At 40.6% G+C, this 23,920-nt stretch carries 26 protein-coding genes; 11 read left to right on the top strand and 15 right to left on the bottom strand.

All coding sequences use genetic code 11. The annotated features are described in order from the left end of the window. Positions 1 to 7: 7 nt before the first annotated feature. From C9J48_RS04030 to zipA, 4 genes are all read right to left on the bottom strand, one after another. On the bottom strand, positions 8 to 208 hold the full coding sequence (locus tag C9J48_RS04030) for a hypothetical protein (protein WP_006230931.1): 201 nt from the start codon (positions 206 to 208) through the stop codon (positions 8 to 10). Positions 209 to 391: 183 nt separating this feature from the next. Next, positions 392 to 1,807, bottom strand: coding sequence for an OprD family porin (locus C9J48_RS04035; RefSeq protein ID WP_006230930.1), 1,416 nt, complete (start codon positions 1,805 to 1,807; stop codon positions 392 to 394). 527 nt (positions 1,808 to 2,334) lie between these two features. Beyond that, on the bottom strand, positions 2,335 to 4,350 hold the full coding sequence (ligA, locus tag C9J48_RS04040) for an NAD-dependent DNA ligase LigA (RefSeq protein ID WP_036803297.1): 2,016 nt from the start codon (positions 4,348 to 4,350) through the stop codon (positions 2,335 to 2,337). A gap of 132 nt (positions 4,351 to 4,482) precedes the next feature. After that, entirely contained in the window at positions 4,483 to 5,610 is a 1,128-nt protein-coding gene (zipA, locus tag C9J48_RS04045; RefSeq protein ID WP_006230928.1) for a cell division protein ZipA, read from the bottom strand. A 348-nt stretch (positions 5,611 to 5,958) separates the two neighbouring features. On the opposite strand from zipA, the gene cysZ reads away from it, so the two are divergent. From cysZ to crr, 5 genes are all read left to right on the top strand, one after another. Then, positions 5,959 to 6,720, top strand: a complete 762-nt coding sequence (gene cysZ, locus C9J48_RS04050) for a sulfate transporter CysZ (protein WP_006230927.1) — start codon at positions 5,959 to 5,961, stop codon at positions 6,718 to 6,720. 252 nt (positions 6,721 to 6,972) lie between these two features. Continuing rightward, a complete protein-coding gene (gene cysK / locus C9J48_RS04055; protein ID WP_006230926.1) occupies positions 6,973 to 7,941 on the top strand; it encodes a cysteine synthase A in 969 nt (322 codons plus the stop codon). Positions 7,942 to 8,259: 318 nt separating this feature from the next. Then, positions 8,260 to 8,517, top strand: a complete 258-nt coding sequence (locus tag C9J48_RS04060; protein WP_006230925.1) for an HPr family phosphocarrier protein — start codon at positions 8,260 to 8,262, stop codon at positions 8,515 to 8,517. 53 nt (positions 8,518 to 8,570) lie between these two features. After that, a complete protein-coding gene (gene ptsI / locus C9J48_RS04065; protein WP_006230924.1) occupies positions 8,571 to 10,298 on the top strand; it encodes a phosphoenolpyruvate-protein phosphotransferase PtsI in 1,728 nt (575 codons plus the stop codon). A 40-nt stretch (positions 10,299 to 10,338) separates the two neighbouring features. Further along, the gene (crr, locus tag C9J48_RS04070; protein WP_006230923.1) at positions 10,339 to 10,848 is read left to right on the top strand and encodes a PTS glucose transporter subunit IIA; all 510 of its coding nucleotides are present in this window, start codon (positions 10,339 to 10,341) and stop codon (positions 10,846 to 10,848) included. 157 nt (positions 10,849 to 11,005) lie between these two features. On the opposite strand, the gene C9J48_RS04075 is transcribed toward crr, so the two are convergent. The 3 genes from C9J48_RS04075 to C9J48_RS04085 form a co-directional block, all read right to left on the bottom strand. After that, positions 11,006 to 11,902, bottom strand: a complete 897-nt coding sequence (locus C9J48_RS04075) for a Dyp-type peroxidase (protein WP_006230922.1) — start codon at positions 11,900 to 11,902, stop codon at positions 11,006 to 11,008. A 263-nt stretch (positions 11,903 to 12,165) separates the two neighbouring features. Beyond that, a complete protein-coding gene (locus C9J48_RS04080) occupies positions 12,166 to 12,573 on the bottom strand; it encodes a hypothetical protein (protein WP_006230921.1) in 408 nt (135 codons plus the stop codon). Between the two features lie 5 nt (positions 12,574 to 12,578). Continuing rightward, complete coding sequence (locus tag C9J48_RS04085) at positions 12,579 to 13,040, bottom strand: DUF2919 domain-containing protein (protein ID WP_006230920.1); 462 nt, start codon at positions 13,038 to 13,040, stop codon at positions 12,579 to 12,581. Positions 13,041 to 13,518: 478 nt separating this feature from the next. Here C9J48_RS04085 and C9J48_RS04090 point away from each other — a divergent pair, with 478 nt between their 5' ends. The 3 genes from C9J48_RS04090 to C9J48_RS04100 all read left to right on the top strand — a co-directional run bounded on the left by C9J48_RS04090 (position 13,519) and on the right by C9J48_RS04100 (position 14,641). After that, on the top strand, positions 13,519 to 13,854 hold the full coding sequence (locus C9J48_RS04090; protein WP_006230919.1) for a DUF2956 domain-containing protein: 336 nt from the start codon (positions 13,519 to 13,521) through the stop codon (positions 13,852 to 13,854). Positions 13,855 to 13,904: 50 nt separating this feature from the next. After that, positions 13,905 to 14,354 carry a DUF1499 domain-containing protein gene (locus tag C9J48_RS04095; protein WP_006230918.1) on the top strand — a complete coding sequence of 150 codons (450 nt, stop codon included), beginning with the start codon at positions 13,905 to 13,907 and terminating at the stop codon, positions 14,352 to 14,354. 83 nt (positions 14,355 to 14,437) lie between these two features. Beyond that, entirely contained in the window at positions 14,438 to 14,641 is a 204-nt protein-coding gene (locus C9J48_RS04100) for a hypothetical protein (RefSeq protein WP_006230917.1), read from the top strand. Between the two features lie 65 nt (positions 14,642 to 14,706). Here the strand turns inward: C9J48_RS04100 and C9J48_RS04105 are convergent, their stop codons facing one another. The 6 genes from C9J48_RS04105 to napF form a co-directional block, all read right to left on the bottom strand. Then, on the bottom strand, positions 14,707 to 14,841 hold the full coding sequence (locus C9J48_RS04105; protein ID WP_006230916.1) for a TIGR02808 family protein: 135 nt from the start codon (positions 14,839 to 14,841) through the stop codon (positions 14,707 to 14,709). A 19-nt stretch (positions 14,842 to 14,860) separates the two neighbouring features. Then, positions 14,861 to 15,436, bottom strand: a complete 576-nt coding sequence (locus tag C9J48_RS04110; protein WP_006230915.1) for a NapC/NirT family cytochrome c — start codon at positions 15,434 to 15,436, stop codon at positions 14,861 to 14,863. A 30-nt stretch (positions 15,437 to 15,466) separates the two neighbouring features. Next, entirely contained in the window at positions 15,467 to 15,976 is a 510-nt protein-coding gene (locus C9J48_RS04115; RefSeq protein ID WP_006230914.1) for a nitrate reductase cytochrome c-type subunit, read from the bottom strand. A gap of 90 nt (positions 15,977 to 16,066) precedes the next feature. Then, positions 16,067 to 18,553: a periplasmic nitrate reductase subunit alpha gene (napA, locus tag C9J48_RS04120; RefSeq protein WP_006230913.1), complete on the bottom strand. Its 2,487-nt coding sequence runs from the start codon at positions 18,551 to 18,553 to the stop codon at positions 16,067 to 16,069. Next, a complete protein-coding gene (locus C9J48_RS04125; protein WP_006230912.1) occupies positions 18,550 to 18,822 on the bottom strand; it encodes a chaperone NapD in 273 nt (90 codons plus the stop codon). The genes napA and C9J48_RS04125 overlap by 4 nt, the downstream gene beginning before the upstream one ends. Before the next feature lie 14 nt (positions 18,823 to 18,836). Continuing rightward, a complete protein-coding gene (gene napF, locus C9J48_RS04130; RefSeq protein ID WP_006230910.1) occupies positions 18,837 to 19,316 on the bottom strand; it encodes a ferredoxin-type protein NapF in 480 nt (159 codons plus the stop codon). 315 nt (positions 19,317 to 19,631) lie between these two features. Here napF and narQ point away from each other — a divergent pair, with 315 nt between their 5' ends. Genes narQ through C9J48_RS04145 form a run of 3 tightly spaced genes read left to right on the top strand, consistent with a single transcriptional unit; the run spans position 19,632 to position 22,297 of the window. Continuing rightward, entirely contained in the window at positions 19,632 to 21,329 is a 1,698-nt protein-coding gene (narQ, locus tag C9J48_RS04135; RefSeq protein ID WP_006230909.1) for a nitrate/nitrite two-component system sensor histidine kinase NarQ, read from the top strand. Between the two features lie 9 nt (positions 21,330 to 21,338). Beyond that, positions 21,339 to 21,965 carry a response regulator gene (locus tag C9J48_RS04140; protein ID WP_036803293.1) on the top strand — a complete coding sequence of 209 codons (627 nt, stop codon included), beginning with the start codon at positions 21,339 to 21,341 and terminating at the stop codon, positions 21,963 to 21,965. Next, positions 21,965 to 22,297, top strand: a complete 333-nt coding sequence (locus C9J48_RS04145) for a DUF4156 domain-containing protein (RefSeq protein ID WP_006230907.1) — start codon at positions 21,965 to 21,967, stop codon at positions 22,295 to 22,297. Before C9J48_RS04140 ends, C9J48_RS04145 begins: the two co-directional genes overlap by 1 nt. Before the next feature lie 57 nt (positions 22,298 to 22,354). On the opposite strand, the gene C9J48_RS04150 is transcribed toward C9J48_RS04145, so the two are convergent. Further along, positions 22,355 to 22,636 (bottom strand): winged helix-turn-helix domain-containing protein, encoded by a 282-nt coding sequence (locus C9J48_RS04150; protein WP_006230906.1) that lies wholly within the window; start codon positions 22,634 to 22,636, stop codon positions 22,355 to 22,357. A 213-nt stretch (positions 22,637 to 22,849) separates the two neighbouring features. Further along, the gene (gene ompW, locus C9J48_RS04155) at positions 22,850 to 23,488 is read right to left on the bottom strand and encodes an outer membrane protein OmpW (protein ID WP_006230905.1); all 639 of its coding nucleotides are present in this window, start codon (positions 23,486 to 23,488) and stop codon (positions 22,850 to 22,852) included. Positions 23,489 to 23,920: the final 432 nt, after the last annotated feature.

A 23,920-nucleotide genomic window follows, 5' to 3' on the forward strand; every position in this document is an offset into this window, starting at 1 on the left:
ACACTATTTAAAAATCAGCTGGATTTCCTTTCCCCCCCAGAGTTCGGCAATTAAACCAAGGTACAAAAACTGTTTCACCAGAAGGAAGTTTACAGTATGTTTGACCAAACCCACCGCCATTACCGCCAGAAGAAGAAGCACTAACTGGTGAAGACAATAGCAATACCATAAATAAACTTGAAGCAAGAAAAGTTAACTTGGATTTCATATAACCCCCATAAGAATGTGACTTTTGTCACACTGAGTATAGGAGTTAATAATATACATGCCATTTTATAGAATTAATTTTCATCAAAAATTTATATACTTATTTACAGTTTCTTTTTTCAATACAAAATAAAAGTCAGCCTAAGATAAGGCTGACTTAATTAAAATACTGCTAAATAAATGATTAGTTGAAGCTATAAGGAATAATTACCTGCAAACGTAAATCTGTTTCATCAGCAGATGCCGCACCTGTATATTCATCACGCTCTAGCACTGTACCGTGTAAACGTACTGTTGTACCTTTTAATGAGCCATACTGAAGAGAATATGCAACTGTTGCATTAAATGCGTACTCACTTTCATAATCCCAATCGCCTTTAGCACCTTCAGCTGCAGATTTACCACCAGTACCGTAACCAAAGCCTAGGTAGTAATTCCAACCATTACCTTGGTTGTAAGCAACACGGTTGTACCATGATAATTCACCAGATTTGTTCCAGTCAGATAGTGCATCCCACCATAGAGAGTAATTACCATTTGTCATACCGTAGGTGTAAATCATACGAGGGTTAACATCACGGTCATTTTCACTTGATGCGTATTGCACATCAGACATCCATGAAACTTTACCGAAGTTTGCATTAAATGACAGACCAGTCGTATAACCAAGACCTTCATATTGATCATCATCATCTACACCGTAGAAATCATAAGCAATGGTCATAGTATCGTTAATGTTATAGCGTGCGTATGCTTTATAGCCTGTTGTATCAACTTCTTCACGCTTGCCTGAAACAACGTTATTAGCCCAATCAACATCGGCATAACTAACATCGGTAGTCTGACCTAGACCAAACTGCAAGAATAAATCTTTCGTAGCATCGACTTGTAGACCTAGCGAGTGAGTAATACCCCAGCTCGTATCAGACCAAAGAGCTGGTGCGTAATCATCTTCACTTAATAACCAAGGAGCGGTGTATTGATCAGCAATGAAGTATGTCGCTTTCACTTTACCAAAGTTAGCATTCAATTCTGCACCACGGTATGTACCAGGAACGAATGACCAAACATTACCAACAGTACCGTTACCATTTGCCTGTAGCATGCCGAAACGAGCATCAAAGTTTTCGCCAGCTTTGAATTTTAGCGCAGCCTTATACAGTTTAAGCTGTTCACCTTCACCTGAGCCCCAATCAAGGTTATTACAGGTTGAAATTTCATTACATAGATACTCACCAGTACCACCGTTTACAGCACTGTCGTTATATAGATCACCAGAGTAATAGCCGCCGATATCAGCACCTAACCAGCCGTCATGATAACCAGAAGTAAAATCTAAAATGGCATTGTAAGAAGAGTAGTTCAAACGGCTCCAAGTATCGCCATCCTTTCCACCAGGCTTACCAGAAGTACGAGTACGAGCACGCGTATCAACAATAAAAGTACCATTCAAGGCTGAATCTGCCATGAACTCGTTGATAGCCTCAACGTATTGGTCACCCGCTGCACTTTCTGTCGATGCCTGTACAGGCATTGCTACCACACCAAACATTGCAGCAGTTAAGGCAGAAACCTTAAATAAATTTGAACGATTTTCCATGGAATAACTCCTAAAAATACTAGCTGTTTACTTGAGTCTTAAAGGTTGGCCGCCGAAGACATCAAGTAACTCTCCTATATGTCAGCTCAATTATCTAAATCAAACTAAATCATAATTTTTTAGTTCTTTATGAACCGCTGTGTTACTTCAGGTATAAGACTACTTTCGCAGCGCAAAACATCAATAACAACTTAATTAATTGTGTGAAAAATATGACGCAGTGCAAATTAATGACACAACAGTGATCAAGCTCAAACTCTCCAGCAATAAATTTATAAATAAATAAAAATTCAATTAAAAACAATAGGTTAAATTAAAACCAAAAAGATTAAATGTGATATAACACGAGAAAGTAATCCATTCTGTTTTTATTCGTATATAAATTTTTTAGATGTTTTAAAAAAGAAAATTGAACTATTTTGAAGAGAGATTAGTGAAGAAGAGGATTAATTGAATGATATTGAAAGGTCCAGATAAGAAAATAGCTGCCTATAGTTCAAAAATAGGCAGCCTTTATACAAACTTAATTAACGATTCATAAGATCAACAAGTGCTTGTTCATCCCAAATTTCGATATCAAGCTCTTGTGCTTTGGTTAATTTAGAGCCCGCCGCTTCACCAGCAACCAATAAATCAGTCTTCTTTGAGACGCTACCTGTCACTTTTGCACCAAGGGCTTGAAGTGCCGCTTTAGCATCAGAACGAGTTAGTTGTGATAACGACCCAGTTAACACAACAACTTTACCATCAAGCGGTAATTCAACACCCTCTTCCGGTTTCTCAATGGCTGGCCAATGAATACCAACTGCAATTAAATCTTCCACAACATCCATATTGTGAGCTTCACGGAAAAAGTTAAGTAAATTATTGGCAACAACCTCACCCACATCTGGCACAACCAGTAGCTGCTCTTTCGATGCAGCAGTGATTGCTTCCAGTGTCTCGAAGTGATTAGCCAAATTAGCCGCAGTTGCTTCACCGACTTCACGAATACCCAATGAATAGATAAAGCGTGGCAAAGTGGTTTCTTTTGAATTCGCGAGTGAGTCAACCAGCTTCTGAGCCGATTTAGGTCCCATGCGATCGAGCACAGTTACAACCCCTGCTGATAGTTTGAATAACCCTGCAGGTGTTGTGACCATTTCGCGATCAACCAATTGCTCAATGACTTTTTCACCACAGCCGTCAACATCTAACGCTTTGCGCGAAACAAAGTGCTTCAATGCTTCTTTACGCTGTGCTTGGCAGAATAATCCCCCAGAACAACGCGCAACGGCTTCGCCTTCGACACGCTCAACGTTAGATTTACAAACAGGACAAGTCTCTGGGAAGATTATTGATAGTGCGTTAGCAGGCCGGCGAGATTCAACAACAGATACAATTTGTGGAATCACGTCACCTGCCCGGCGGATTATCACGGTATCGCCAATCATAACGCCCAAACGAGCAACTTCATCGGCATTGTGTAGCGTGGCATTACTCACTGTAACCCCACCAACAAAAATCGGCTCTAGTTTGGCGACAGGTGTAATAGCCCCTGTACGCCCCACTTGAAACTCGACATTGTTAAGTAAGGTCATTTCTTCTTGTGCAGGGAATTTATACGCTATAGCCCAACGAGGAGCACGAGCGACAAAGCCCAATTGTTCTTGAGTTTCAACATCATCTACTTTAATCACAACACCATCGATTTCATAAGATAGTGATTGACGACGCTCACCAATATCTTGGTAATAAGCAATAACATCTTTAATTGTTTTTAACTGGCGGATCTCAGGACACATTGGAATGCCCCAGCCTTTAAGCTGAACTAAGCGATCATATTGGCTATCAGCTAGATCCATTCCCTCAACAACGCCAACAGAGTATGCATAAAAACTCAGAGGGCGCGTTGCTGCAATTTTAGAATCAAGCTGGCGTAAGCTACCAGCTGCAGCATTACGTGGGTTGGCAAACGCCTTGTCTCCCTTTTTCAAAGCTCTTGCATTCAGCTCATCAAACCCTTTTTTGGGCATAAAGACTTCACCACGAACCTCTAACCGTAAAGGCCAGCCTTCACCCTGAAGCTTCAGTGGGATCGAACGAATGGTACGTACATTGGTCGTGATGTTCTCACCTGTCGCACCATCGCCACGGGTAGCTGCTTGAACCAGTACACCATTTTCATACATTAAGCTGACAGCTAACCCATCTAATTTAGGTTCACAACAGTAAGAAACTTGACCTGCAGTTATAAGACGATCTAACAGGCGTTTTTCAAATGCATGTAACTCTTCATCATTAAATGCATTGTCTAACGATAACATTGGCAGTTCGTGTTTTACCTGCGTAAAGCTGTCTAATGGCATACCGCCCACGCGTTGGCTTGGTGAATCTACACTCATTAATTCTGGATGATCAGCTTCTAATGCTAATAACTGCTGCATCATACGATCATATTCAGCATCAGGTATTTCAGGGTTATCTTCGACATAATAACGATGCCCATGATAGGCAAGTTGTTCACGCAAGGTATCAAGTTGCTGCTGAATATCGGTACTCATTTCACTACCTACCAAAACTGTCTTTGTTAAAATTGATCTTTTAGGTTTACCATTTCTGAATCCTGAATCAGTAAACACAAAAAAATAAGGCCCCTCAGAAGGAGCCTCATTACATTATTTGTCGATTAAGAATTACGCTTGAGAATACAGCTTTGCTTTATCTCGATATTGGGCAATACGATTAGGTGTTACCATCGCACGCTCATGATCGAGTACATCTGCATTCAAGTCATCCGCAATACGCTGCACGGTTTGTAACATCAAATTGAAGTTACTCGCCGCACTACCGTAGCATGGCAGCATCAAATAGAAAGACACACCAGGGGTTTCAAAATTATATCCACCATCTTCAGGGAAATTACCTGGTTGAACCATGTTTGTTGCAGAGAACAATACAGGCTCTGTTCCTGCTAAATCAGCATGTCGGTGATATACGGCGTTTTCACCAAAAATAAGATGATGTTGTTCAAGGCACTGGAATAGTTTAGCTCCTTGCAACATCTCACCATTACGAGCATGTACACTTAGTGCTATATAGCTTGGTGCTAAAACTGGCTCTGGCTCTGGCTCTGGCTCTGGCTCTGGCTCTGGCTCTGGCTCTGGCTCTGGCTCTGGCTCTGGCTCTGGCTCTGGCTCTGGCACAACATTCGCGATAACAGGCTCAGGCGCTAGAACTTTATTCTCTTCAGGTTTCACCTTTAGTTCTGATACTTCTGGAATATCAGAAATAGGGGTATTGAGTACTTCTGTGTAATCAGACACCACCGAAGCAGGCTCTGACTGAATAGGCAACTCAACGTGAATAGGTTGATCAGCAGCAATACGAACGGGTTCTTCTATTTCGACAGCCGCTGTAACCTGATCTGAAACAACACTATCGCTGCTAAACTTCGGTTCAATTTTTTCAGATGTGGCAGACATTTTAGGCAAATCAGCCATATCATCTATCACTTGAACTGAAGCAGGGCTATCCATTAAAGGATCGGCCTGAATTTTTTCACCAAAATGAAGTTCTGGTTCTTTTCTTTGTGAAGTATGTGCTGTTACTTCCTTTTCAGGTGCATTATTTATAATACGAACAGACCCCACACCATCATGATCAAAACCTTCGGTATCACGGTTAGAATCACCTAACTTACCGAGTGGCTTTTCACCAAATTTAGCGGGTTTTTCTTTTCTACTGGTCCACAATCCGTGCAAAAGAAGCGCAGAAATAGCTAGTGCACCAACAATAATAAGGACCAAACGCAATTCCTGCATATGAATACTCTAAATTAACTCGTTATCCCTGACGGGGTTAATGATAGTAAGATCTACCAGAGCTTACAAAATCAACATTGCTGATTTATAGCTGAATACTAACTAATGTACCAAAACTCAATTAATAATGAGAACACGAATGTCGCGATTCATGCAAGATAGTGCGGCTGAGCACAGAATCGGGCAAAAAATAAGCTAAAAAGACGTCATTTGCCTTCTCTTATTTTTCAGACAACGTGTTTGGTATTTGATTCCATACCGTACTGCCCGTTAACATGTCTCATAACCATGCCATCAAAACAACAATAATGTGGTGTTTTGAATGATGTATTTAGTAAGGAGAAATAAATGCCACAACCACAAATCACTCAATCTCCAGCAAGCGGAGCTGGATATTTTTTCCGTGGAATGTCGTTAGCAATACAACCGGGAACCCGTCGCTTTGTTATTTTCCCATTATTTATCAATATACTATTATTCGGTAGCGCATTTGGATTTGTTTTAAGCCAGCTGGGTGATTGGATAAATGGCTGGATAGCAGCATTGCCATCTTGGTTAGATTGGTTGTCGTACCTATTGTGGCCATTATTGGCAATTGCCACCTTAGTCATCTTTTCTTATATATTTAGTACGATCGCTAACTGGATAGCCGCCCCTTTTAATGGTTTATTGGCTGAACATCTAGAAGCTAAGTTAACCGGAGAACCCGCGCCAGATACCGGATTAAAAGATATTCTTAAAGATCTTCCCCGCATCATGAACAGAGAATGGATGAAGCTAAAATATTACCTGCCTAAAGCATTAGGGCTATTGATATTGCTTTGGATCCCTGCGATTGGCCAAACGGTAGGCCCAGTATTATGGTTTTTATTCAGTGCATGGATGATGACGATTCAATATGCCGATTATCCATTCGATAACCACAAAGTACCCTTTCCAACAATGCGCGATGCATTAAAAGTAAAACGTGGTAAGTCATTAAGCTTTGGTAGCTTAGTAATGGTTTTCACCATGACACCAATTCTAAATTTATTTGTTATGCCCATTGCCGTATGTGGTGCTACTGCAATGTGGGTTGATCATTACCGTGATCAACATAAGTTAAACTAAGTATCCATCATTAAGTATCATCATATTGACGAGGAGCTTTTCCTCTCCTCGTCTTTCTTCTTACGTCAAAATACCTACTCTTCAGCATAACTCCTCTTCATCACTCACTTGATTCAGCGTTATTCTCATTTTCAAACATTTTTTCTCCTCTTTATAACAATAAGATATAACCATTAATTACTTTCCAAAATGCTATTCGTGTATATGCTTAATTAGTCTTAGGTTATAACGCGTAGCGAAGGAACGAAAAGTATGAGCAAGATTTACGAAGATAATTCACTAACGATTGGCAACACTCCCTTAGTACGTCTTAACCGTGTTAGTAACGGTAATGTACTGGCAAAAATTGAAGCTCGTAATCCTAGCTTCAGCGTAAAGTGCCGCATCGGTTCAAACATGATTTGGGATGCTGAAAAGAACGGTACACTAAAAGAAGGCGTTGAACTTGTAGAGCCAACCAGTGGTAATACTGGTATTGCTTTAGCCTTCGTTGCAGCAGCTCGCGGATATAAATTAACGTTAACGATGCCTGAAAGCATGAGCTTAGAGCGTCGTAAGCTGCTTAAAGCCCTGGGTGCCAATTTGGTACTTACCGAAGCGCCTAAGGGTATGAAAGGCGCGATAGAAAAAGCAGAAGAAATTGTTGCATCAGATCCGAGCAAATATCTACTCCTACAACAATTTAATAACCCTGCAAACCCTGAAATTCACGAGAAAACCACAGGACCTGAAATTTGGGACGCAACTGATGGCGAAATCGATGTACTCGTTTCAGGTGTAGGTACAGGTGGAACACTAACGGGTGTAAGCCGCTTCATTAAACACCAGAAAGGCAAAGCAATTACAACGGTTGCAGTAGAGCCTTCTGAATCACCGGTTATCACTCAAACGCTTAATGGCGATGATGTAAAACCAGCACCACACAAAATTCAAGGTATTGGTGCAGGCTTCATTCCTGGAAACCTAGACTTAACATTGATTGATGAGGTCGAATTAGTTAGCTCAGAAGAAGCTATCGCTATGACACGCCGCTTAATGGAAGAAGAAGGTATTCTTGCTGGTATTTCCTCTGGCGCTGCTGTCGTTGCTGCAAATAAAATAGCTGCTCGACCTGAGTTTGCAGGAAAAAATATTGTCGTAGTGTTACCTAGCTCAGGTGAAAGGTACCTATCAACAGCACTTTTTGCAGGCATCTTCACAGAAAAAGAAAACCAACAGTGATCACATTTTAATGTGATCTATACCAAGTTGACGTTCGAAAAAGCTCCTTCAAGGGGCTTTTTTGTTGCATTTTGTTCTCAGCTTGATTATAAAACCGAAGCGCTTTATTTTAAGCATCGAAATAAAAGGGTCTTTAGACCTACATTAGTGCGACCCAAGTCAAAATATTTCATGAAAAATTGACTTGGATTAAGCTAAGACAGCGAACTGTTGGGTAGTTTATACTCCTAGATTAGCAAGCTAATGTAGCTCACGTTAAACTAACTTTCAGTTACAACGTTATTAAATAATTATTATATCGATAATCGGGGTGAAAAAATGTATCAGAAACAAGTTGAGATCACTGCAGAAAACGGCCTACACACTCGTCCAGCAGCTCAGTTCGTAAAAGAAGCAAAAGCATTTGACGCAGACATTACTGTTACTTCTAACGGTAAAAGCGCTAGCGCAAAGAGCCTATTCAAACTACAAACTCTAGGTCTTGTTAAAGGTACACTAGTAACTATCTCTGCAGAAGGCGCTCAGGCTCAAGCTGCTGTAGATCACCTAGTTGCTCTAATGGACACACTACACTAATACGTAGTTTGTTTATTACTTCCCCTAGTTTTTAGTTAATGTAAGGTAAGGCTATGATTTCAGGTATCCTGGCATCTCCGGGTATTGCTTTTGGTAAAGCACTACTATTGCAAGAAGAAGAGATTGTTCTTAGCAAAACTCCAATCTCAGCAGATCAGATCGACAACGAAATTCAGTGTTTTTTCGATGCGCGAAAGAAATCTGCAGAGCAACTAGAAGTAATCAAAGAAAAAGCACGTATCACCTTCGGTGAAGAGAAGGAAGCGATCTTTGAAGGTCACATCATGTTGCTTGAAGATGAAGAGCTTGAAGAGGAAATCATAGCTTTCATTAAAGATAATAAAGCGACAGCTGCTCTTGCTATTCATTCAATTATTGAAGAACAAGCAATGACGCTAGAGTCATTAGATGACGAATACTTGAAAGAACGTGCTACTGATATCCGCGATATCTGCAACCGTTTTGTTAAAAATGCACTTGGCATTAGTATCGTTAATCTTAGTGCTATCAGCGAAGAAGTGATTTTGGTTGCTAACGACCTTACACCTTCTGAAACAGCACAAATCAACCTAGATTACGTACTTGGCTTCATTACTGATATTGGTGGTCGTACATCACACACCTCTATCATGGCTCGTTCTCTAGAGTTACCTGCTATCGTTGGTACCAATGATATTACAACTCGTGTTCAAAACGGTGACATGCTGGTTCTTGATGCAATCAATAACCAAGTCGTGGTTAACCCAACTGAAGGCGAGCTAGCTAAATTCAAAGCTATCCGTGACAAGCACCAAGCTGAAGTTGAAGAACTTGCGAAGCTGAAAGATCTTCCTGCAATTACCCTTGATGGTAAGCAAGTAGAAGTCTGCGGTAACATAGGTACTGTTAAAGATTGTGACGGTATCAACCGTAACGGCGGTGAAGGTGTTGGTCTGTACCGTACAGAATTCCTATTTATGGATCGTGACGCACTGCCAACAGAAGAAGAACAGTACAAAGCTTACAAAGATGTTGCAGAAGCAATGCACGGCGAAACCGTCATTATCCGTACAATGGATATTGGTGGCGACAAAGATCTTCCTTACTTAGATCTTCCTAAAGAAATGAACCCGTTCTTAGGCTGGCGTGCAATTCGCATCAGCCTAGATCGTCGTGAAATTCTTCGTGATCAACTACGTGGTATTCTACGAGCTTCAGCGCATGGCAAGATTCGTATCATGTTCCCGATGATTATCTCTGTTGAAGAAATCCGTGAACTGAAAGCGGCGATTGAAGAATACAAAGCTGAATTACGCACTGAAGGTTTAGCTTTTGACGAGCAAATCGAAATCGGTGTAATGGTTGAGACGCCAGCTGCAGCAGCTATCGCACACCACCTTGCTAAAGAAGTATCATTTTTTAGCATTGGTACAAACGACTTAACCCAGTATACTCTTGCAGTTGACCGCGGAAATGAGCTTATTTCTCATCTATATAACCCGCTATCTCCAGCAGTACTGTTAGTGATCAAGCAAGTTATCGATGCTTCTCACAAAGAAGGTAAGTGGACTGGTATGTGTGGCGAGTTAGCTGGTGACGAACGTGCTACCCTATTACTATTAGGTATGGGTCTGGACGAGTTCAGCATGAGCGGAATTTCAATTCCACGTATTAAAAAAGTTATCCGTAACGCTAACTTTGCTGATGTTAAAGCTATGGCCGAGCAAGCACTTGCTATGCCAACAGCAGCTGAAATCGAAGCACACGTAGAAAAATTCATCGCAGAAAAAACTATCTGCTAATATAGCTTCAGATAGAATAATAACGCTTAGGAGCAATGACATGGGTTTGTTTGACAAGTTAAAGAAGCTGGTTTCTGACGACAGCAGCGAAGCTGGTGCTATTGAAATCATCGCACCAATTTCTGGCGAAATCGTAAACATCGAAGATGTGCCAGATGTTGTTTTTGCAGAAAAAATTGTTGGTGACGGTATTGCTATCAAGCCTTCTGGCAACAAAATGGTTGCACCTGTAAACGGTACAATTGGCAAAATTTTTGAAACTAACCACGCTTTCTCTATCGAGTCTGACGATGGTATTGAGCTTTTCGTTCACTTTGGCATCGACACTGTTGAGCTTAAAGGTGAAGGCTTTACTCGTATCGCAGAAGAAGGTCAAACTGTTAAAGTTGGCGACACTGTAATCGAATTCGATCTTGCACTTCTTGAAGAGAAAGCTAAGTCAACTCTGACTCCAGTTGTTATCTCTAACATGGACGAGATCAAAGAGCTAAACAAACTTTCTGGCGCTGTAACTGTGGGTGAAACTCCAGTACTACGCATCAAAAAGTAAGATTGTTTGACGCTTAAAAAACGCTGCCTTCGGGTGGCGTTTTTTGTTTGTGGAAATAAAAAAAGCGAGAAGTCTTCACCTCTCGCCGATACCTATTCATGTACTTCTCTTATTAAAAAATCATGAGAAATAACGCATCGTTATTTTTTTTCCCGCTTTATAAGCTATCTAACATCTCAACTGATGGTGCAAAGAAGTAAGCGCCTGTTACCGCTTTAGTAAAACGCAACATCTGATCTGACTTACCGTCAGATTCACCGTACATACTCTCTAACATCACATTGAAGTTATGTTGGCCAGAACAATAGGCAATGAAAAGTAAACCATGCTCACCTGTTACAGAGCCATATGGCAGGCTATGACGAACAATTTTTAACCCTTTACCTTCTTCTTTAATATCAACACGGCCAACATGTGACGCTGCTGGTACATCATCAAGTTCAATCGAATCAGGTTTAGTACGGCCAATCACTTTTTCTTGCGCTTGAATACTTAAGCGATTCCATGCAGGAAGGTTATGGATGAAACGCTGAACCATAACAAAGCTACCACCTGCAAACTCACCTTCTTTAATTAAGGCAACATCACTTCGCGCTTCAATTGTTTTTGGATTCTCAGTACCATCAACAAATTCCGTCATATCACGTGAATCTAGATATTTGAAACCATACGTTTCATCCAGTACTTCTATCTCTTTTGCCATAGGTTCAATAAAACGACGAAGCAGATAAAAATTCAAATCATGACGGCTAGAGTTAACATGCAAAAGAACATCACCACCCGTTGCAGGTGCAGTAATATCCCCTTTGCCTAATTCACGAAAATCAGAAAATTCAGCAGGGCAACCTTTTTCTAGCGACGTCCAAAACGATTGGCCAAAAGCAATGCTCGCACGAAGTTCGGCACCCGGTTGTTGTTCATTTAATACCGCTAGGGTTTGATGCAACGATTTACATTGCTCAATAACCGTATCTTTATTTCCTACAACTTTCATAACAACATAAAGGGAAAAAGGGCCAGCGTCTGGCAAGATTGCAGGTTGTGAGGTAGCCATTAAGTTCTCCTAAATACAAAGTATGACGAATCTAATTAATCAACTAGCGATTATAACTCGATTTAACCATTCTGCGTTGATCATTGTCAGCCACATAGTTAAGCAAAGCGATTCTAAATGGAAAGAGAATATGTCTCTGGCCAAATGACCTCAAGATAGTCGAATAATTTTAACCGGCAAGGATGAATAACGACTTATCTAAGTAGGTATAAAAAAACGCCCCACTTATGGAGCGTTATATAGATAGTGGGCCGTGAGTGACATTACACAGAGGTTACTTCAACTTGTAACTTTACTTGTTCTTTCGAAGCATCATTCGTACTTACAAACGATGTTGGCCCATTAAGACCCGTCGATAGAACTGGCGAAATAATCGTGCGCCATGCACCATCATCTAAACGTTCTTTGACAGTAAATGCGATTTTAACTTCTTCTGCAGAGTATTCTAATAACTCAGCACTACCGACCAATTCACGGTTGCTATTTCCTTCTTCTGACGACGTGCCAAAAATAACAGTCTCTTCACCAGGAAGTAATGACAGTGATGTGTTGACGCTTTGTTTTGTATTTTCGCTAGTCAACTCAAAGTTAACATCCAATAGCCAATCAGCCATTGCTAGCGGGCTTAAAAGTGCACTAAATAGTACTAAACCTTTACCCCATTCATTCATTTGGTTTACCTCTCTACAGGCTTATCTGCAAATGTATTCTGAACCCTTGTGCTTCTTATCAGGTATACGCTAAACCATAGCGTTAATAACATGATAATTGCCCTCGTCCAGCTGAATGCACCATGTGTGAGCGACAGGTGATACAGTTGCAATAAACAATCAGTTAAATAGGCAGCGAGTAATAATATTTTGCCGTGCTGCCATAATATATTCATTATTTTTTTATTTTTATATCGCTGGCCCGATAACCACATCAATAATATTGCGGGTAAACCCATTGCCATTCCGATATATAAACTATCTCTATATGGATAGAATATTGTCAATATTTGCGCACCTTGCTCGCGACTGGCACCAGCCATCACAAAAACAAACCATGCTTTAGCACTGAATGTTAGTGCCAGCCATAACATTTTCGATGGCTTCAATGTACCGTGTTTGTCATAAGCATCTATTGGATAAAGCAAAACAATTCCTCACACATTCTCTCTCTTATGAGCAATGGTGCCGAATAACCTTAAATTCAACCAAAGTCTGAAATGCACAATGTATTTATTACCCGCTCACAATAATCTATATTGCTAAATGAAGAACTTAATAGTGGTTAATTCTGTGGTACACCGCACTGTTCAATTTTTAATCTTGCTGTTTTGATCACACTTTTGTAAGAAAAACGCCAATATCATCTTTTATTCAGGCAACAAACAGAATGTAACACGTATTTTTCAGGCCAGGCAAACCCAACACAAAAACACTACAAATCAAACTGTTAACTACAAACTCAAACACATAGACACTTATGGCTTTATTTAATACTTGTTGAAATATTACTACATACCTATTCATTCTGATCGTTCAGATACACTCACACACAAGATACAGACAAGGTATAATGTCGCTTAAACAATCAAGGTATCAAACGATTGACCTTTAGGTGGAATGAGAATGAATATTCAAAAAGCAAGTAACGCTCCATCAGCAGAAACGCAAGCCGAAGCAATGCAAATAGCCAAAGCAACTCAAAAACCCGGCCAAACTAAAGAACAAACGCGTTTAGTGGCACAAGGGATCCAAAAAGGGATTGAGTTATATAAAAAACAACAAAAAGTAAAATCACGTGAGCGTGACAAGCTCAGAAAAAAAGACCTTAAAGAAAAACAACAACCCGTAGAGCCCTCTGAAACGCCTCCAGAGCAGATTGTTGAATACAAGCAACATTGGTTGCCTTGGGCATTACTTATTGCGTCATGGTTAGGTTTTGCTGCGTATATTGCGCTATAAATAAAAAACGTTTCCATTCAGTGAATACTTGCATGAACAAAGGATTGAACATGACCCCTCGTTCCTTATTACTCACAATAACTATTGCCATGGCTGGTTGTTCAAATGCTAACGGTGAAAACACCACTGCTGCCGACCGGTCACTACAAATGTGTGGTGATAAACCCAACTGTGTTTCAACACGTGACAAACGTGATGACTTTCAACTGACTGAATTTATACTCAATGAAAAAGGCCTCGCCCATTGGGCTGATATAGAGCAGCTCGCACTTTCTTTATCTGGTGCTAGTCTTGCTAAAAAAGCCCCTAATTACCTTCATATTGAATGCCGTAGTGCTGTCTTTGGTTTTGTCGATGATTTTGAATTACGCCTTCAAGGCAATGAAATCATTGTTCGATCTGAATCGCGAACAGGCTATTCTGATTTTGGTGTAAACCGAGAACGAGCAGAAGCATTCCGCACTATGTTATTAGAAAGCCACTACCTCACATCAGAGTAAAGTTCGAAGTTTAATTAAAAAACGCGCTTGATAATAATTATCATTTAGATTACCTTGTTCACTAATGAATAAGGAGCAACCAGATGGATAGACCTTCTTTTTTAGTCATCAGCTTTATTGGCTTAATCAGTATGGTGGCACTCCACCTTGGTGAAGTATGGTTAGAGGGCACGGCACTAATCGGTGTACCTTTCTTCATCGAATGGCTTCCACTCTATATTGCCTGGACAGTGATGATGCTAATCGGCTTATTTCAACGCACCTCCCAGTCAAACAACACGCATTAAAAAAGCCACGTCTTATCGACGTGGCTTTGACTTTATAACCGTTTTTGAATAACGATATGATGTATTTACACGTTTTTGTCTTTACCTAACGATAAAAGCCAAATTGAAACGGCAGCTACAGCAGCAAAGCCAGACAAGATAATAACGGGCATTGCGGCATAACCTAATACATGCCAAATCACAGATTCTAATGTACTCATACTCTACTTACCTTAGTTATTACCAGCCTTCCACACCTTGCATGTCAGGCAGTTTGTGTGCAATACCCTTGTGACAATCTACACAGGTTTTATCACCCGATGCTAACGCCGTTGAGTGTTGTTTCACACTGCGTGGACCTTGCTCAGAGAAATCCATGTACTCGAAGTTATGACAATTACGACATTCTTGAGAGTTATTCTCTTTCATTCGATGCCATTCTCGTTCCGCTAAATGACCTCGACGCTCTTTGAACTTCTCTTCTGTATCAATCGTCTTCGTTACATAATGAGCAAACAATTCTTTTGATGCTTGAACTTTACGTACAATTTTATCTGTCCAATTATGAGGTACGTGACAATCTGAACAAATAGCTCGTACACCAGAACGGTTAGAGAAGTGAACTGTTTCACGGATCTCTTTAACGATAGGTGCGTGACAACCTGAACAGAATTCCTCGGTATTGGTTGCTTCCATTCCGGTGTTAAATGCACCCCAGAATAATAAGCCACCCATGAACCCCATAAGTAAAACAACGCCAACGGCCACTTTACTCGGTGATCTCAACCTTTTCCAGAACGCTTTTATAATGTTCATATATAGCCTCTCTTATGATTGCGGCTATAACTAGCGCAGCGCGTCAACACGTTGGAAATCATTACCGACTAATGGTTTAGCATCAGCTTGAGGTACGTGACATTGCTGACAGAAGTAACGGCGTGGTGATACATCTGAAAGCACTTGGCCTTCACGTGTTTCATAGTGCGTTACACTGATTTTGGTTGCGCCCATTTCTTTCGCATTTTTCCAGCTGTGGCAAGCTAAACATTTATTGGCGTTTAATGACACTTCGTAATTGCGAATAGTGTGCGGAATCAAAGGTGGCTGATAAACGTAATCGCTATCAATTGTACCTTGGTCACGAGGGTAACGTTTAAATGCATCTGCAGGGCGCGTTGTTTCTAGCTCGCTTGCACCACGTAATGATTCAACACCACCAATACCGCCTGGATTCATCGTGATTTGATCTAAAACTTTGTGATTTTCTGTTGCTGGTGCGCTAGTTTCTTCAGCACTTTGCACCGCTCCAGCTAACAACATGCCAACAGTCATAACTGCTAAAACTAATCGTTTCATTGCTTTCTCCGCCTAATGGCTAAATTCGAGTCAAGCAGATGATTACCTATATGGGTTACAGGCAATCAACTACTAATATCATCCGATTATTTAAACTTTGGTGATTTTAATTGGGCACTTTTTGAAATCTGTCTGTTTCGACAGTGGGTCAGTAGCATCCAAAATCAGTTTATTAACCAAAACACGAGCATCGAAGAACGGTACAAATACCAATCCAGCAGGTGGACGGTTACGACCTCGCGTTTCTACTCGACAACGAACTTCACCACGGCGAGATTCCAATAGCACTTCATCACCACGGCGTAAACCGCGTTCTTGCGCATCATCAGGGTGGATAAAGCAAAGTGCATCAGGCACTGCTTTATACAACTCAGGAACACGACGTGTCATTGTACCTGTGTGCCAATGTTCAAGTACACGACCTGTACATAGCCACATATCATATTCTTGATCAGGCTCTTCTGGTGCTGGTTCAAACGGAGCAAAAATGATATTCGCTTTACCATCTGGCTTACCGTAGAAACGGAAACCTTCACCTTCCGGTACATATGGGTCAGAGCCTTCAACAAAACGCCAAAGTGTTTCTTTACCATCAACAACCGGCCAACGTAGACCACGTACTTGATGATAAACATCGTACGGTGCTAAATCGTGACCATGGCCGCGACCAAATGCTGCGTACTCTTCAAACAAACCTTTCTGTAAGTAGAAGCCTTGTGCTTTAGCATCATCGTTAAGCTCTTGTGCTTCTGAAAGCGGGAACTTATCAACCTGACCATTACGGAACAGTACTTCGTACATTGTTTTACCACGGTACTCAGGCATTTGTGCTAATAGATCTTCACCCCATACTTCTTCAATCTTGAAGCGCTTAGAGAATTCCATTAACTGCCATAAATCAGACTTTGAATCACCTTGTGATTCAACTTGCTGATACCAAGCTTGAGTACGACGTTCTGCATTACCGTAAGCACCTTCTTTTTCTACCCACATTGCTGTTGGTAAAATCAAATCAGATGCTTGTGCCGTTGCTGTTGGGTACGGGTCTGAACATACGATAAAGTTTTCTGGGTTACGGTAACCCGGTAAACGTTCTTCATTAATGTTAGGACCAGCCTGCATATTGTTATTACACATTACCCAGTAGGCATTTAGCTTACCGTCTTTCAACATGCGATCTTGAACAACGGCATGATAGCCAGGCTTTGGTGGAATCGTACCGTCAGGCAATTTCCAGATTTTTTCTGCAATAGCACGGTGCTTAGGGTTTGCTACAACCATATCGGCAGGCAGACGGTGTGAGAATGTACCCACTTCACGTGCTGTACCACAAGCTGATGGCTGACCTGTTAATGAAAATGGGCTATTACCTGGTTGAGAAATTTTACCGGTTAACAAGTGAATGTTATAAACCAGGCTGTTCATCCAAACGCCACGAGTATGTTGGTTCATACCCATTGTCCAAAGTGACATTACTTTCACTTTTGGATCCGCGTATTGCTTCGCCATTTCTATTAGTTTTTCTTCAGATACACCCGACATCTGCGATGCTTTTTCAACAGTGTACTCAGCAACAGATGCTTTGTACTGTTCGAAATCCATTGGGTGAAGCGCACCTGAGTTAGGGTGTTTTGCTTTCATCTGAAGAGGGTTATCGTCACGTAGACCATAACCGATGTCTGTTTCAGCACGTTTAAAGTGGGTATGTTTTGTAACGAAATCCCAGTTCACTGCATCGTTTTGGATGATGTAGTTTGCGATAAAGTTAGCAATAGCTAGATCGGTTTGAGGTTCAAAAATCATACCGTTATCAGCCAGTTCAAACGAACGGTGATAATACGTTGATAACACGTTTACTTTAACATGGGGGTGACTTAAACGACGGTCAGTAATACGTGTCCACAATACTGGGTGCATTTCTGCCATGTTAGAGCCCCACAGTACGAATGAATCTGCGTGCTCGAAATCATCGTAACAACCCATTGGCTCATCAATACCGAAAGAACGCATAAATCCACCTACAGCCGAAGCCATACAGTGACGAGCATTAGGATCGATGTTATTTGAACGGAAACCCGCTTTCATCATTTTTGATGCTGCGTAGCCTTCCATAACAGTCCACTGACCAGAGCCGAACATACCAACACTTGTTGGCCCCTTCTCTTTCAGTGCTGTTTTGAATTTCTCGGCCATCACATCAAATGCTTGATCCCAAGAAACAGGGGCAAAATCCCCTTCTTTATTATACTCGCCGTTTTTCATACGCAGCATTGGCGTTTGCAGACGATCTTTGCCGTACATGATCTTAGAAAGGAAATAACCTTTTATACAGTTAAGACCTTTATTTACCGGGGCTTCAGGATCACCCTGCGTTGCCACTACACGACCGTTCTGTGTACCAACGAGCACTGAACAACCTGTGCCACAAAAACGACAAGGCGCTTTATCCCACTTAATTTTTGTTTCATCAGAGCTAACAATTAAATTAGCCGCAGATGCTGGCAGGGTAATACCCGCAACAGCAGCTGCTGATGCTGCCGCGTTTGCTTTCACAAACGCACGTCTTGTCATTTTCATGAATCATCCTCAGATTGCGAATCAAAGTGTTCAATTTGGTGATACACTAAAAAAGTTATTAAAACATGTTCTAAATTATTTATTTTATCTATAGTATCAGTTACATAGCCTTGATTTTCAGTTTCCAAAACTACAATAACTTTTCCCTCAGGACTGTCGCCAGGTATTTCAGTATTCGGCATTTCCAGAATCTGAGCTTTTACCTCTTCTAAATATTCAGGTTTTACATGAACAACTAGGCTTGATATGTGTACTTCTTCTTGCGCCATAAGCTATTTCTCTTCTAATTTTTCGTGGTCATACTGATGGCAGATGCAGGGCAAACTGATAAGCAAGCGCCACAACCGTTACAAACGTCCGTATCCAATTCTGGTAATGCCACACCACCAGCTTGTAATTTGAAACGAATCGCCTGCACTTCACACATATCACCGCAGCTCCTGCACTCTATTTTGTTATGAGCAAAACAGTTGGAGGTAATCTGCGCCTTTAAATCCCAAGGCAGCTCCGTTGTAGGGCGGAACAATCTCTCAGGACATGCTTCAGCACATTGTGTACAAAAAGTACACTCACCACGATTAAAGTCGATAATGGGGAACCCACCATCGCCCTTTACAATAATCTGTGTTTCACACGCATTCATACACTTGTTGCAGCGGGTACAACTGTCTACAAATGTATCTTCATCTACAACCCATGGCATTCGCGGCAATGCTGGAGTACGACGCCGAGAAAGTAGATTTCGGCGGGAACGATCAAACATTTGCTAATACCTTTAGTAAACTAATATGAATGAAAATACATACTACGGACTATAAATGTGTGTATCGACGGTAAACACCTTAAAATGCTGTTCATAACCCGTCATTTTTTTACACAGTAAGTGTAAATATAGTCACAAATGCTTAAATACCCACTTAGGGCTAATTTGTGGGGTTAATTGTTTTGGATCAATAAAATAAAACGTCAACCCTCACACTATTCATCTACGGGATACAGCATCAAGTATGGTGTAATAGAAAATATTACCCAACTATTCTTAATGATTACATTGCCTTTCACTCAAAAAGGAAAGACTGTGCAAAACCGACCACTCAAACCAGTCACATCCACTATTGCCCGTGCGATGCTGGTTATACTGCTATTATCCGTCGCGACGACCAGCTTTGCGCTTTTAACATTAGCCTCGAGTTTAAACGATGCAGAAGCCATTAATGTTTCTGGTTCGTTACGTATGCAGAGCTACCGATTAGCTTATGATATCAATACAAACTCTACCGAATTAACTCACCATCTAGACCAATTTGAACAATCACTCTTTTCTCCCTCGATGGCAGCATTAGAGCATTGGACCGTTCCCACTAATATTAAAAAGCATTACTACGGATTGATCGATCGTTGGGAAAATTTACACCCTTTAATGCATACCCCTGAACAAGATCAATACTTGCAAGAAGTGGCTGAGTTTGTTCACCTCATTGATCGCTTTGTTTTTGAGTTGCAAGAATTCTCTGTGATCAAATTGCAGGTATTATCTGTAGCAGGCGGGATCGGCTTAAGCCTTATCTTAATAGTGGCACTATTTACTATTCACTTTACGCAGCGCAAAATTGTGTCGCCGTTAAACCAATTAGTTGCTGCAAGCGGAAAAGTACAAAGCGGTCATTTTGATATAAAGATTGATATTAAAAGTGATAACGAGATTGGTATTTTAGCTGACAATTTCAGCAAGATGTCGTCTGAGCTGGGTAAATTATACCGTGGTTTAGAAAAGAGTGTCGATGAAAAAACCCGTCGATTACAGCATGCAAACGAATCATTGCAGGTACTCTATAACTGCTCACAAGAATTGTCGGTTAGTCGTCTAACATCTCAAAATTTTTCAACCATGCTTGAAACATTGGTTGCGATAGAAGGGCTTACGGCTGCTAAACTAATCATAGATGAAACGAAGGTTGGCAATACAGAGATCATGGTTGGCACTGAAATAGATCAGCGTTGGCATTATCAAGATCTCAATATTGATGGACAAAATTTAGGGCAATTATGCTGGCAATATACACTACCCTGTCCAGATCAAACCCTTATAGATAACATTTCAAACATTTTGGCTCGGGGAATTTATTATAACCGCGCTCAAAAACAAAGTGAGCAGTTACTACTATTAGAAGAACGTGCAACAATTGCACGCGAGTTACATGACTCATTAGCTCAATCATTGTCATACCTTAAGATTCAAATGACGCTATTGAAACGTCAGTTAAAAGAAAAAGATAATGGCTGTGATAATACCAATAACATTGTGACAGATATAGATAGCGGCTTATCCGGTGCTTATACTCAATTACGTGAATTATTGAGCACGTTCCGCTTAACCATTAAAGAGGCGGATTTTGGTGAAGCATTAGTCGAAATGCTAGAACCACTCGATAATCAAACCGATGCCATACTGGTTATTGATAACCATTTGTCGTCGTTGAGCCTAGATGCACATCATCAAATACATGTTCTTCAAGTCATTCGAGAAGCGGTGTTGAATGCGATAAAACATGCTCAAGCTGACGAGATAATTGTCACTTGTAGTCAAAAAGATGAACAGGTTGATATCAAAATTTCCGATGATGGATTAGGCTTCGACCCTAAAAATGAAAAACTGAACCATTACGGCTTAGCCATAATGGCTGAAAGGGCTTCGCGCTTACATGGCAATATTAAGATTACAACAATGCTAGGCGATGGTTGTGAAGTTAACTTAACCTTTTCGCTTGAAATTTGAGGACAAAGTATGACGTGTTGGAAAATAATGATAGTGGACGATCATCCACTTATGCGACGTGGTATTGGTCAATTATTAAGCTTTGAACCAGATTTTGAAATGATTGGCGAAGCAAGCAACGGAACAGATGCTGTTGCTATGGCACATGAAAAAAACCCCGATCTTATTTTGCTTGATTTGAATATGAAAGGCATGTCTGGTCTTGATACGTTAAATGTAATGCGTGCTGAAGGTATTCTTGCCAGCATCGTAGTACTAACGGTTTCAGATAGTCGCTCTGATGTGAAAGCGCTGGTCGCTGCAGGTGCTGATGGGTACTTATTGAAAGATACTGAACCCGATGAATTAATTAGCCTGCTGAAGCAAGCGTTATGTGGGGGTAAAGCCTACAGTAATATCGTTCGAGAACACTTAGAAAGTAATACAGAGCAAGATTGCCTATTAAGCTCACTTACTGATAGAGAAACTCAAATATTACAAGAGGTTGCTAAAGGCTACCGTAATAAACAAATTGCAGATGCACTGTTTATTTCAGAAGCAACAGTTAAAGTACATATGAAAAGTTTACTGAAAAAGCTACAAGTAAAATCACGTACAGCAGCCACTGTTTTGTATTTAGAAGCACAAGGGCAGTAATGAAGAAAATATACTTTATTGGCTTACTTTCTTTTTTATTAGTGGGTTGTGAAACAACCGCCTTACACCACGATGGTAAGTCAGTTCAGGTTACATGGAATGACACTCAGCATATGAGTGAATGTGAACCCAAAGGCACCATAGTGGCCTCTCAGGGTACGTGGTACAACTACTGGTTATTGAACGATGGTGATCTAACAGAAGCCGTATTGAATAATCTCAGAAATAAAGCAGGGAAACTGGGTGCAAATACTATCCATCTATACGCCCCACAAACCTTTGGCACATCCGTCACGATGACTGCAAATGCTTACTTATGCCCTAAAACGTAACTCTTAAATTTTTATCAACACGTTTTAAAGAAAAACCGCAGTAACTGCGGTTTTCTTTTAGCAAGCAACTGAGGTGATGAGATCCTTTTCTCGATTTTCAACCCATTGCAGATCGAAAGGCCCCCAATCACTTAGCTTATAATACCCATCATTGTGTCGTTTACCATCTTGAATAAACGTAAGTTCGATACCAATACCCGGCAAAGCTTTCAATACATCTTGAATCGTACGGCGTGGCCAACCAGTTTGTTCAATCAACCTTGGTACATTTGGGCGTTCGGTATGCTCTACAAGTAATGCCAAATAAAGACGGCGAGCAAAAACTGGATTCAGTTCCATTGAGACCTCCATAATACAGAGGCTTCATTATTCCGAGATCCACAACTGGCATGTTGAGTTTGATCAATTAGATATTTAGTTTTCACCCTATACAAAGTCAAAAGTGAGACTTAGATCTCACTTGAATACGAATAGGAGTAAAAAAGTGGCATCTCAAACATCAGCCATACCACTTTATTAAGATCTAGCCTGTTTAACGATATTCAATGATATTTAAAACTTATAACCACCAGAAATCATAAACACCCAAGGGTCGATATCAGTTTTAATTGTCACATCATCAGTACCCGCTTTGAATTTCACATCAGTGCTGATGTCGGCGTACCATACCGACGCCCCAACAAACCAATCATCGTTGATCATATAATCAAGACCTGCATTGGCAGCCAACCCCCATGAATCTTCCAGTTTCAAATCACTCAGACCTGCATTTTTACCAGCAGCATTAAACTCTTCATTAAAGAACGTGGTGTAGTTGATACCTGCACCTACGTATGGACGCAGTTTACTGCCGCTGTCCATGAAGTAATACTGCAACATGAACGTCGGTGGTAACTGCTCTACTTCTGCGATTTCACCTAGTGGGCCTAAAGAGACTTTGTGCTTAAAAGGGGTAGCCGCTAGTACTTCAAAACTAATGTTATCAGTGATCATGTAACCAAACGTTAGGCCTAGTTGAGTATTTGAATCAATCTTGAATTCACCTAACCCCAGCACGTCATCACTACTCTCATTGGGTACAACCGATGCAATACCGGCACGCACAAGAAAATCACCTTTCTTATGTGCTAAAGCTTGAGGGGCTGCTGCGATACTGGCTATTACTGCTAATGTACAAAGGGTCTTTTTCATTATTATTATCTCCATTCCTTTTGAGCTGAATTTATTTTATTCAGGCTTATTTGGGGCTTCATGTTTGAACGGAGCAGAATGTAACCATTTATGAGTAGATTGTTATTGATTGAAATCAAATTATAAAAATTCGTCAAATTAAATAACTTTTGATTCGAATCAATAACTTAAAGTTGCATTTATCAGTAGTGTTTTTTCTCTCTAAAAGTGGGGTGGCATCCACCCTTAATGAGTTACCTGTGTCACATCAGTAACGTGTTAGCCTGACTCTTTTAAACGTTACTCCTATCTTCTTGAACTTAATTAACCATAAAAATAAAATGGTTAATTAAGCATCAATCAATATTCTGTGCTTAACATCAAAGAAACAAATGCAATTTCATTGGCTTGATAGTCTAAAGTTTGACTACAACACGTTAAAATTTTTCTTAT

The organism is Photobacterium profundum, from assembly GCF_003026285.1.
In the GTDB taxonomy this organism is placed as follows: Bacteria; Pseudomonadota; Gammaproteobacteria; order Enterobacterales; family Vibrionaceae; genus Photobacterium; species Photobacterium profundum.

Bases quoted from the DNA above. Each gene is read 5' to 3' on its own strand.
- C9J48_RS04110 (WP_006230915.1), bottom strand. From the start codon at position 15,436: ATGAACATTATAAAAGCGTTCTGGAAAAGGTTGAGATCACCGAGTAAA.
- zipA (WP_006230928.1), bottom strand. From the start codon at position 5,610: ATGCAGGAATTGCGTTTGGTCCTTATTATTGTTGGTGCACTAGCTATT.
- napF (WP_006230910.1), bottom strand. From the start codon at position 19,316: ATGTTTGATCGTTCCCGCCGAAATCTACTTTCTCGGCGTCGTACTCCA.
- C9J48_RS04060 (WP_006230925.1), top strand. From the start codon at position 8,260: ATGTATCAGAAACAAGTTGAGATCACTGCAGAAAACGGCCTACACACT.
- C9J48_RS04095 (WP_006230918.1), top strand. From the start codon at position 13,905: ATGACCCCTCGTTCCTTATTACTCACAATAACTATTGCCATGGCTGGT.
- C9J48_RS04115 (WP_006230914.1), bottom strand. From the start codon at position 15,976: ATGAAACGATTAGTTTTAGCAGTTATGACTGTTGGCATGTTGTTAGCT.
- napA (WP_006230913.1), bottom strand. From the start codon at position 18,553: ATGAAAATGACAAGACGTGCGTTTGTGAAAGCAAACGCGGCAGCATCA.
- cysZ (WP_006230927.1), top strand. From the start codon at position 5,959: ATGCCACAACCACAAATCACTCAATCTCCAGCAAGCGGAGCTGGATAT.
- C9J48_RS04100 (WP_006230917.1), top strand. From the start codon at position 14,438: ATGGATAGACCTTCTTTTTTAGTCATCAGCTTTATTGGCTTAATCAGT.
- crr (WP_006230923.1), top strand. From the start codon at position 10,339: ATGGGTTTGTTTGACAAGTTAAAGAAGCTGGTTTCTGACGACAGCAGC.
- ptsI (WP_006230924.1), top strand. From the start codon at position 8,571: ATGATTTCAGGTATCCTGGCATCTCCGGGTATTGCTTTTGGTAAAGCA.
- C9J48_RS04075 (WP_006230922.1), bottom strand. From the start codon at position 11,902: ATGGCTACCTCACAACCTGCAATCTTGCCAGACGCTGGCCCTTTTTCC.
- C9J48_RS04105 (WP_006230916.1), bottom strand. From the start codon at position 14,841: ATGAGTACATTAGAATCTGTGATTTGGCATGTATTAGGTTATGCCGCA.
- C9J48_RS04080 (WP_006230921.1), bottom strand. From the start codon at position 12,573: ATGAATGAATGGGGTAAAGGTTTAGTACTATTTAGTGCACTTTTAAGC.
- C9J48_RS04090 (WP_006230919.1), top strand. From the start codon at position 13,519: ATGAATATTCAAAAAGCAAGTAACGCTCCATCAGCAGAAACGCAAGCC.
- cysK (WP_006230926.1), top strand. From the start codon at position 6,973: ATGAGCAAGATTTACGAAGATAATTCACTAACGATTGGCAACACTCCC.
- ompW (WP_006230905.1), bottom strand. From the start codon at position 23,488: ATGAAAAAGACCCTTTGTACATTAGCAGTAATAGCCAGTATCGCAGCA.
- C9J48_RS04145 (WP_006230907.1), top strand. From the start codon at position 21,965: ATGAAGAAAATATACTTTATTGGCTTACTTTCTTTTTTATTAGTGGGT.
- ligA (WP_036803297.1), bottom strand. From the start codon at position 4,350: ATGAGTACCGATATTCAGCAGCAACTTGATACCTTGCGTGAACAACTT.
- C9J48_RS04030 (WP_006230931.1), bottom strand. From the start codon at position 208: ATGAAATCCAAGTTAACTTTTCTTGCTTCAAGTTTATTTATGGTATTG.
- C9J48_RS04125 (WP_006230912.1), bottom strand. From the start codon at position 18,822: ATGGCGCAAGAAGAAGTACACATATCAAGCCTAGTTGTTCATGTAAAA.
- C9J48_RS04140 (WP_036803293.1), top strand. From the start codon at position 21,339: ATGACGTGTTGGAAAATAATGATAGTGGACGATCATCCACTTATGCGA.
- C9J48_RS04035 (WP_006230930.1), bottom strand. From the start codon at position 1,807: ATGGAAAATCGTTCAAATTTATTTAAGGTTTCTGCCTTAACTGCTGCA.
- C9J48_RS04150 (WP_006230906.1), bottom strand. From the start codon at position 22,636: ATGGAACTGAATCCAGTTTTTGCTCGCCGTCTTTATTTGGCATTACTT.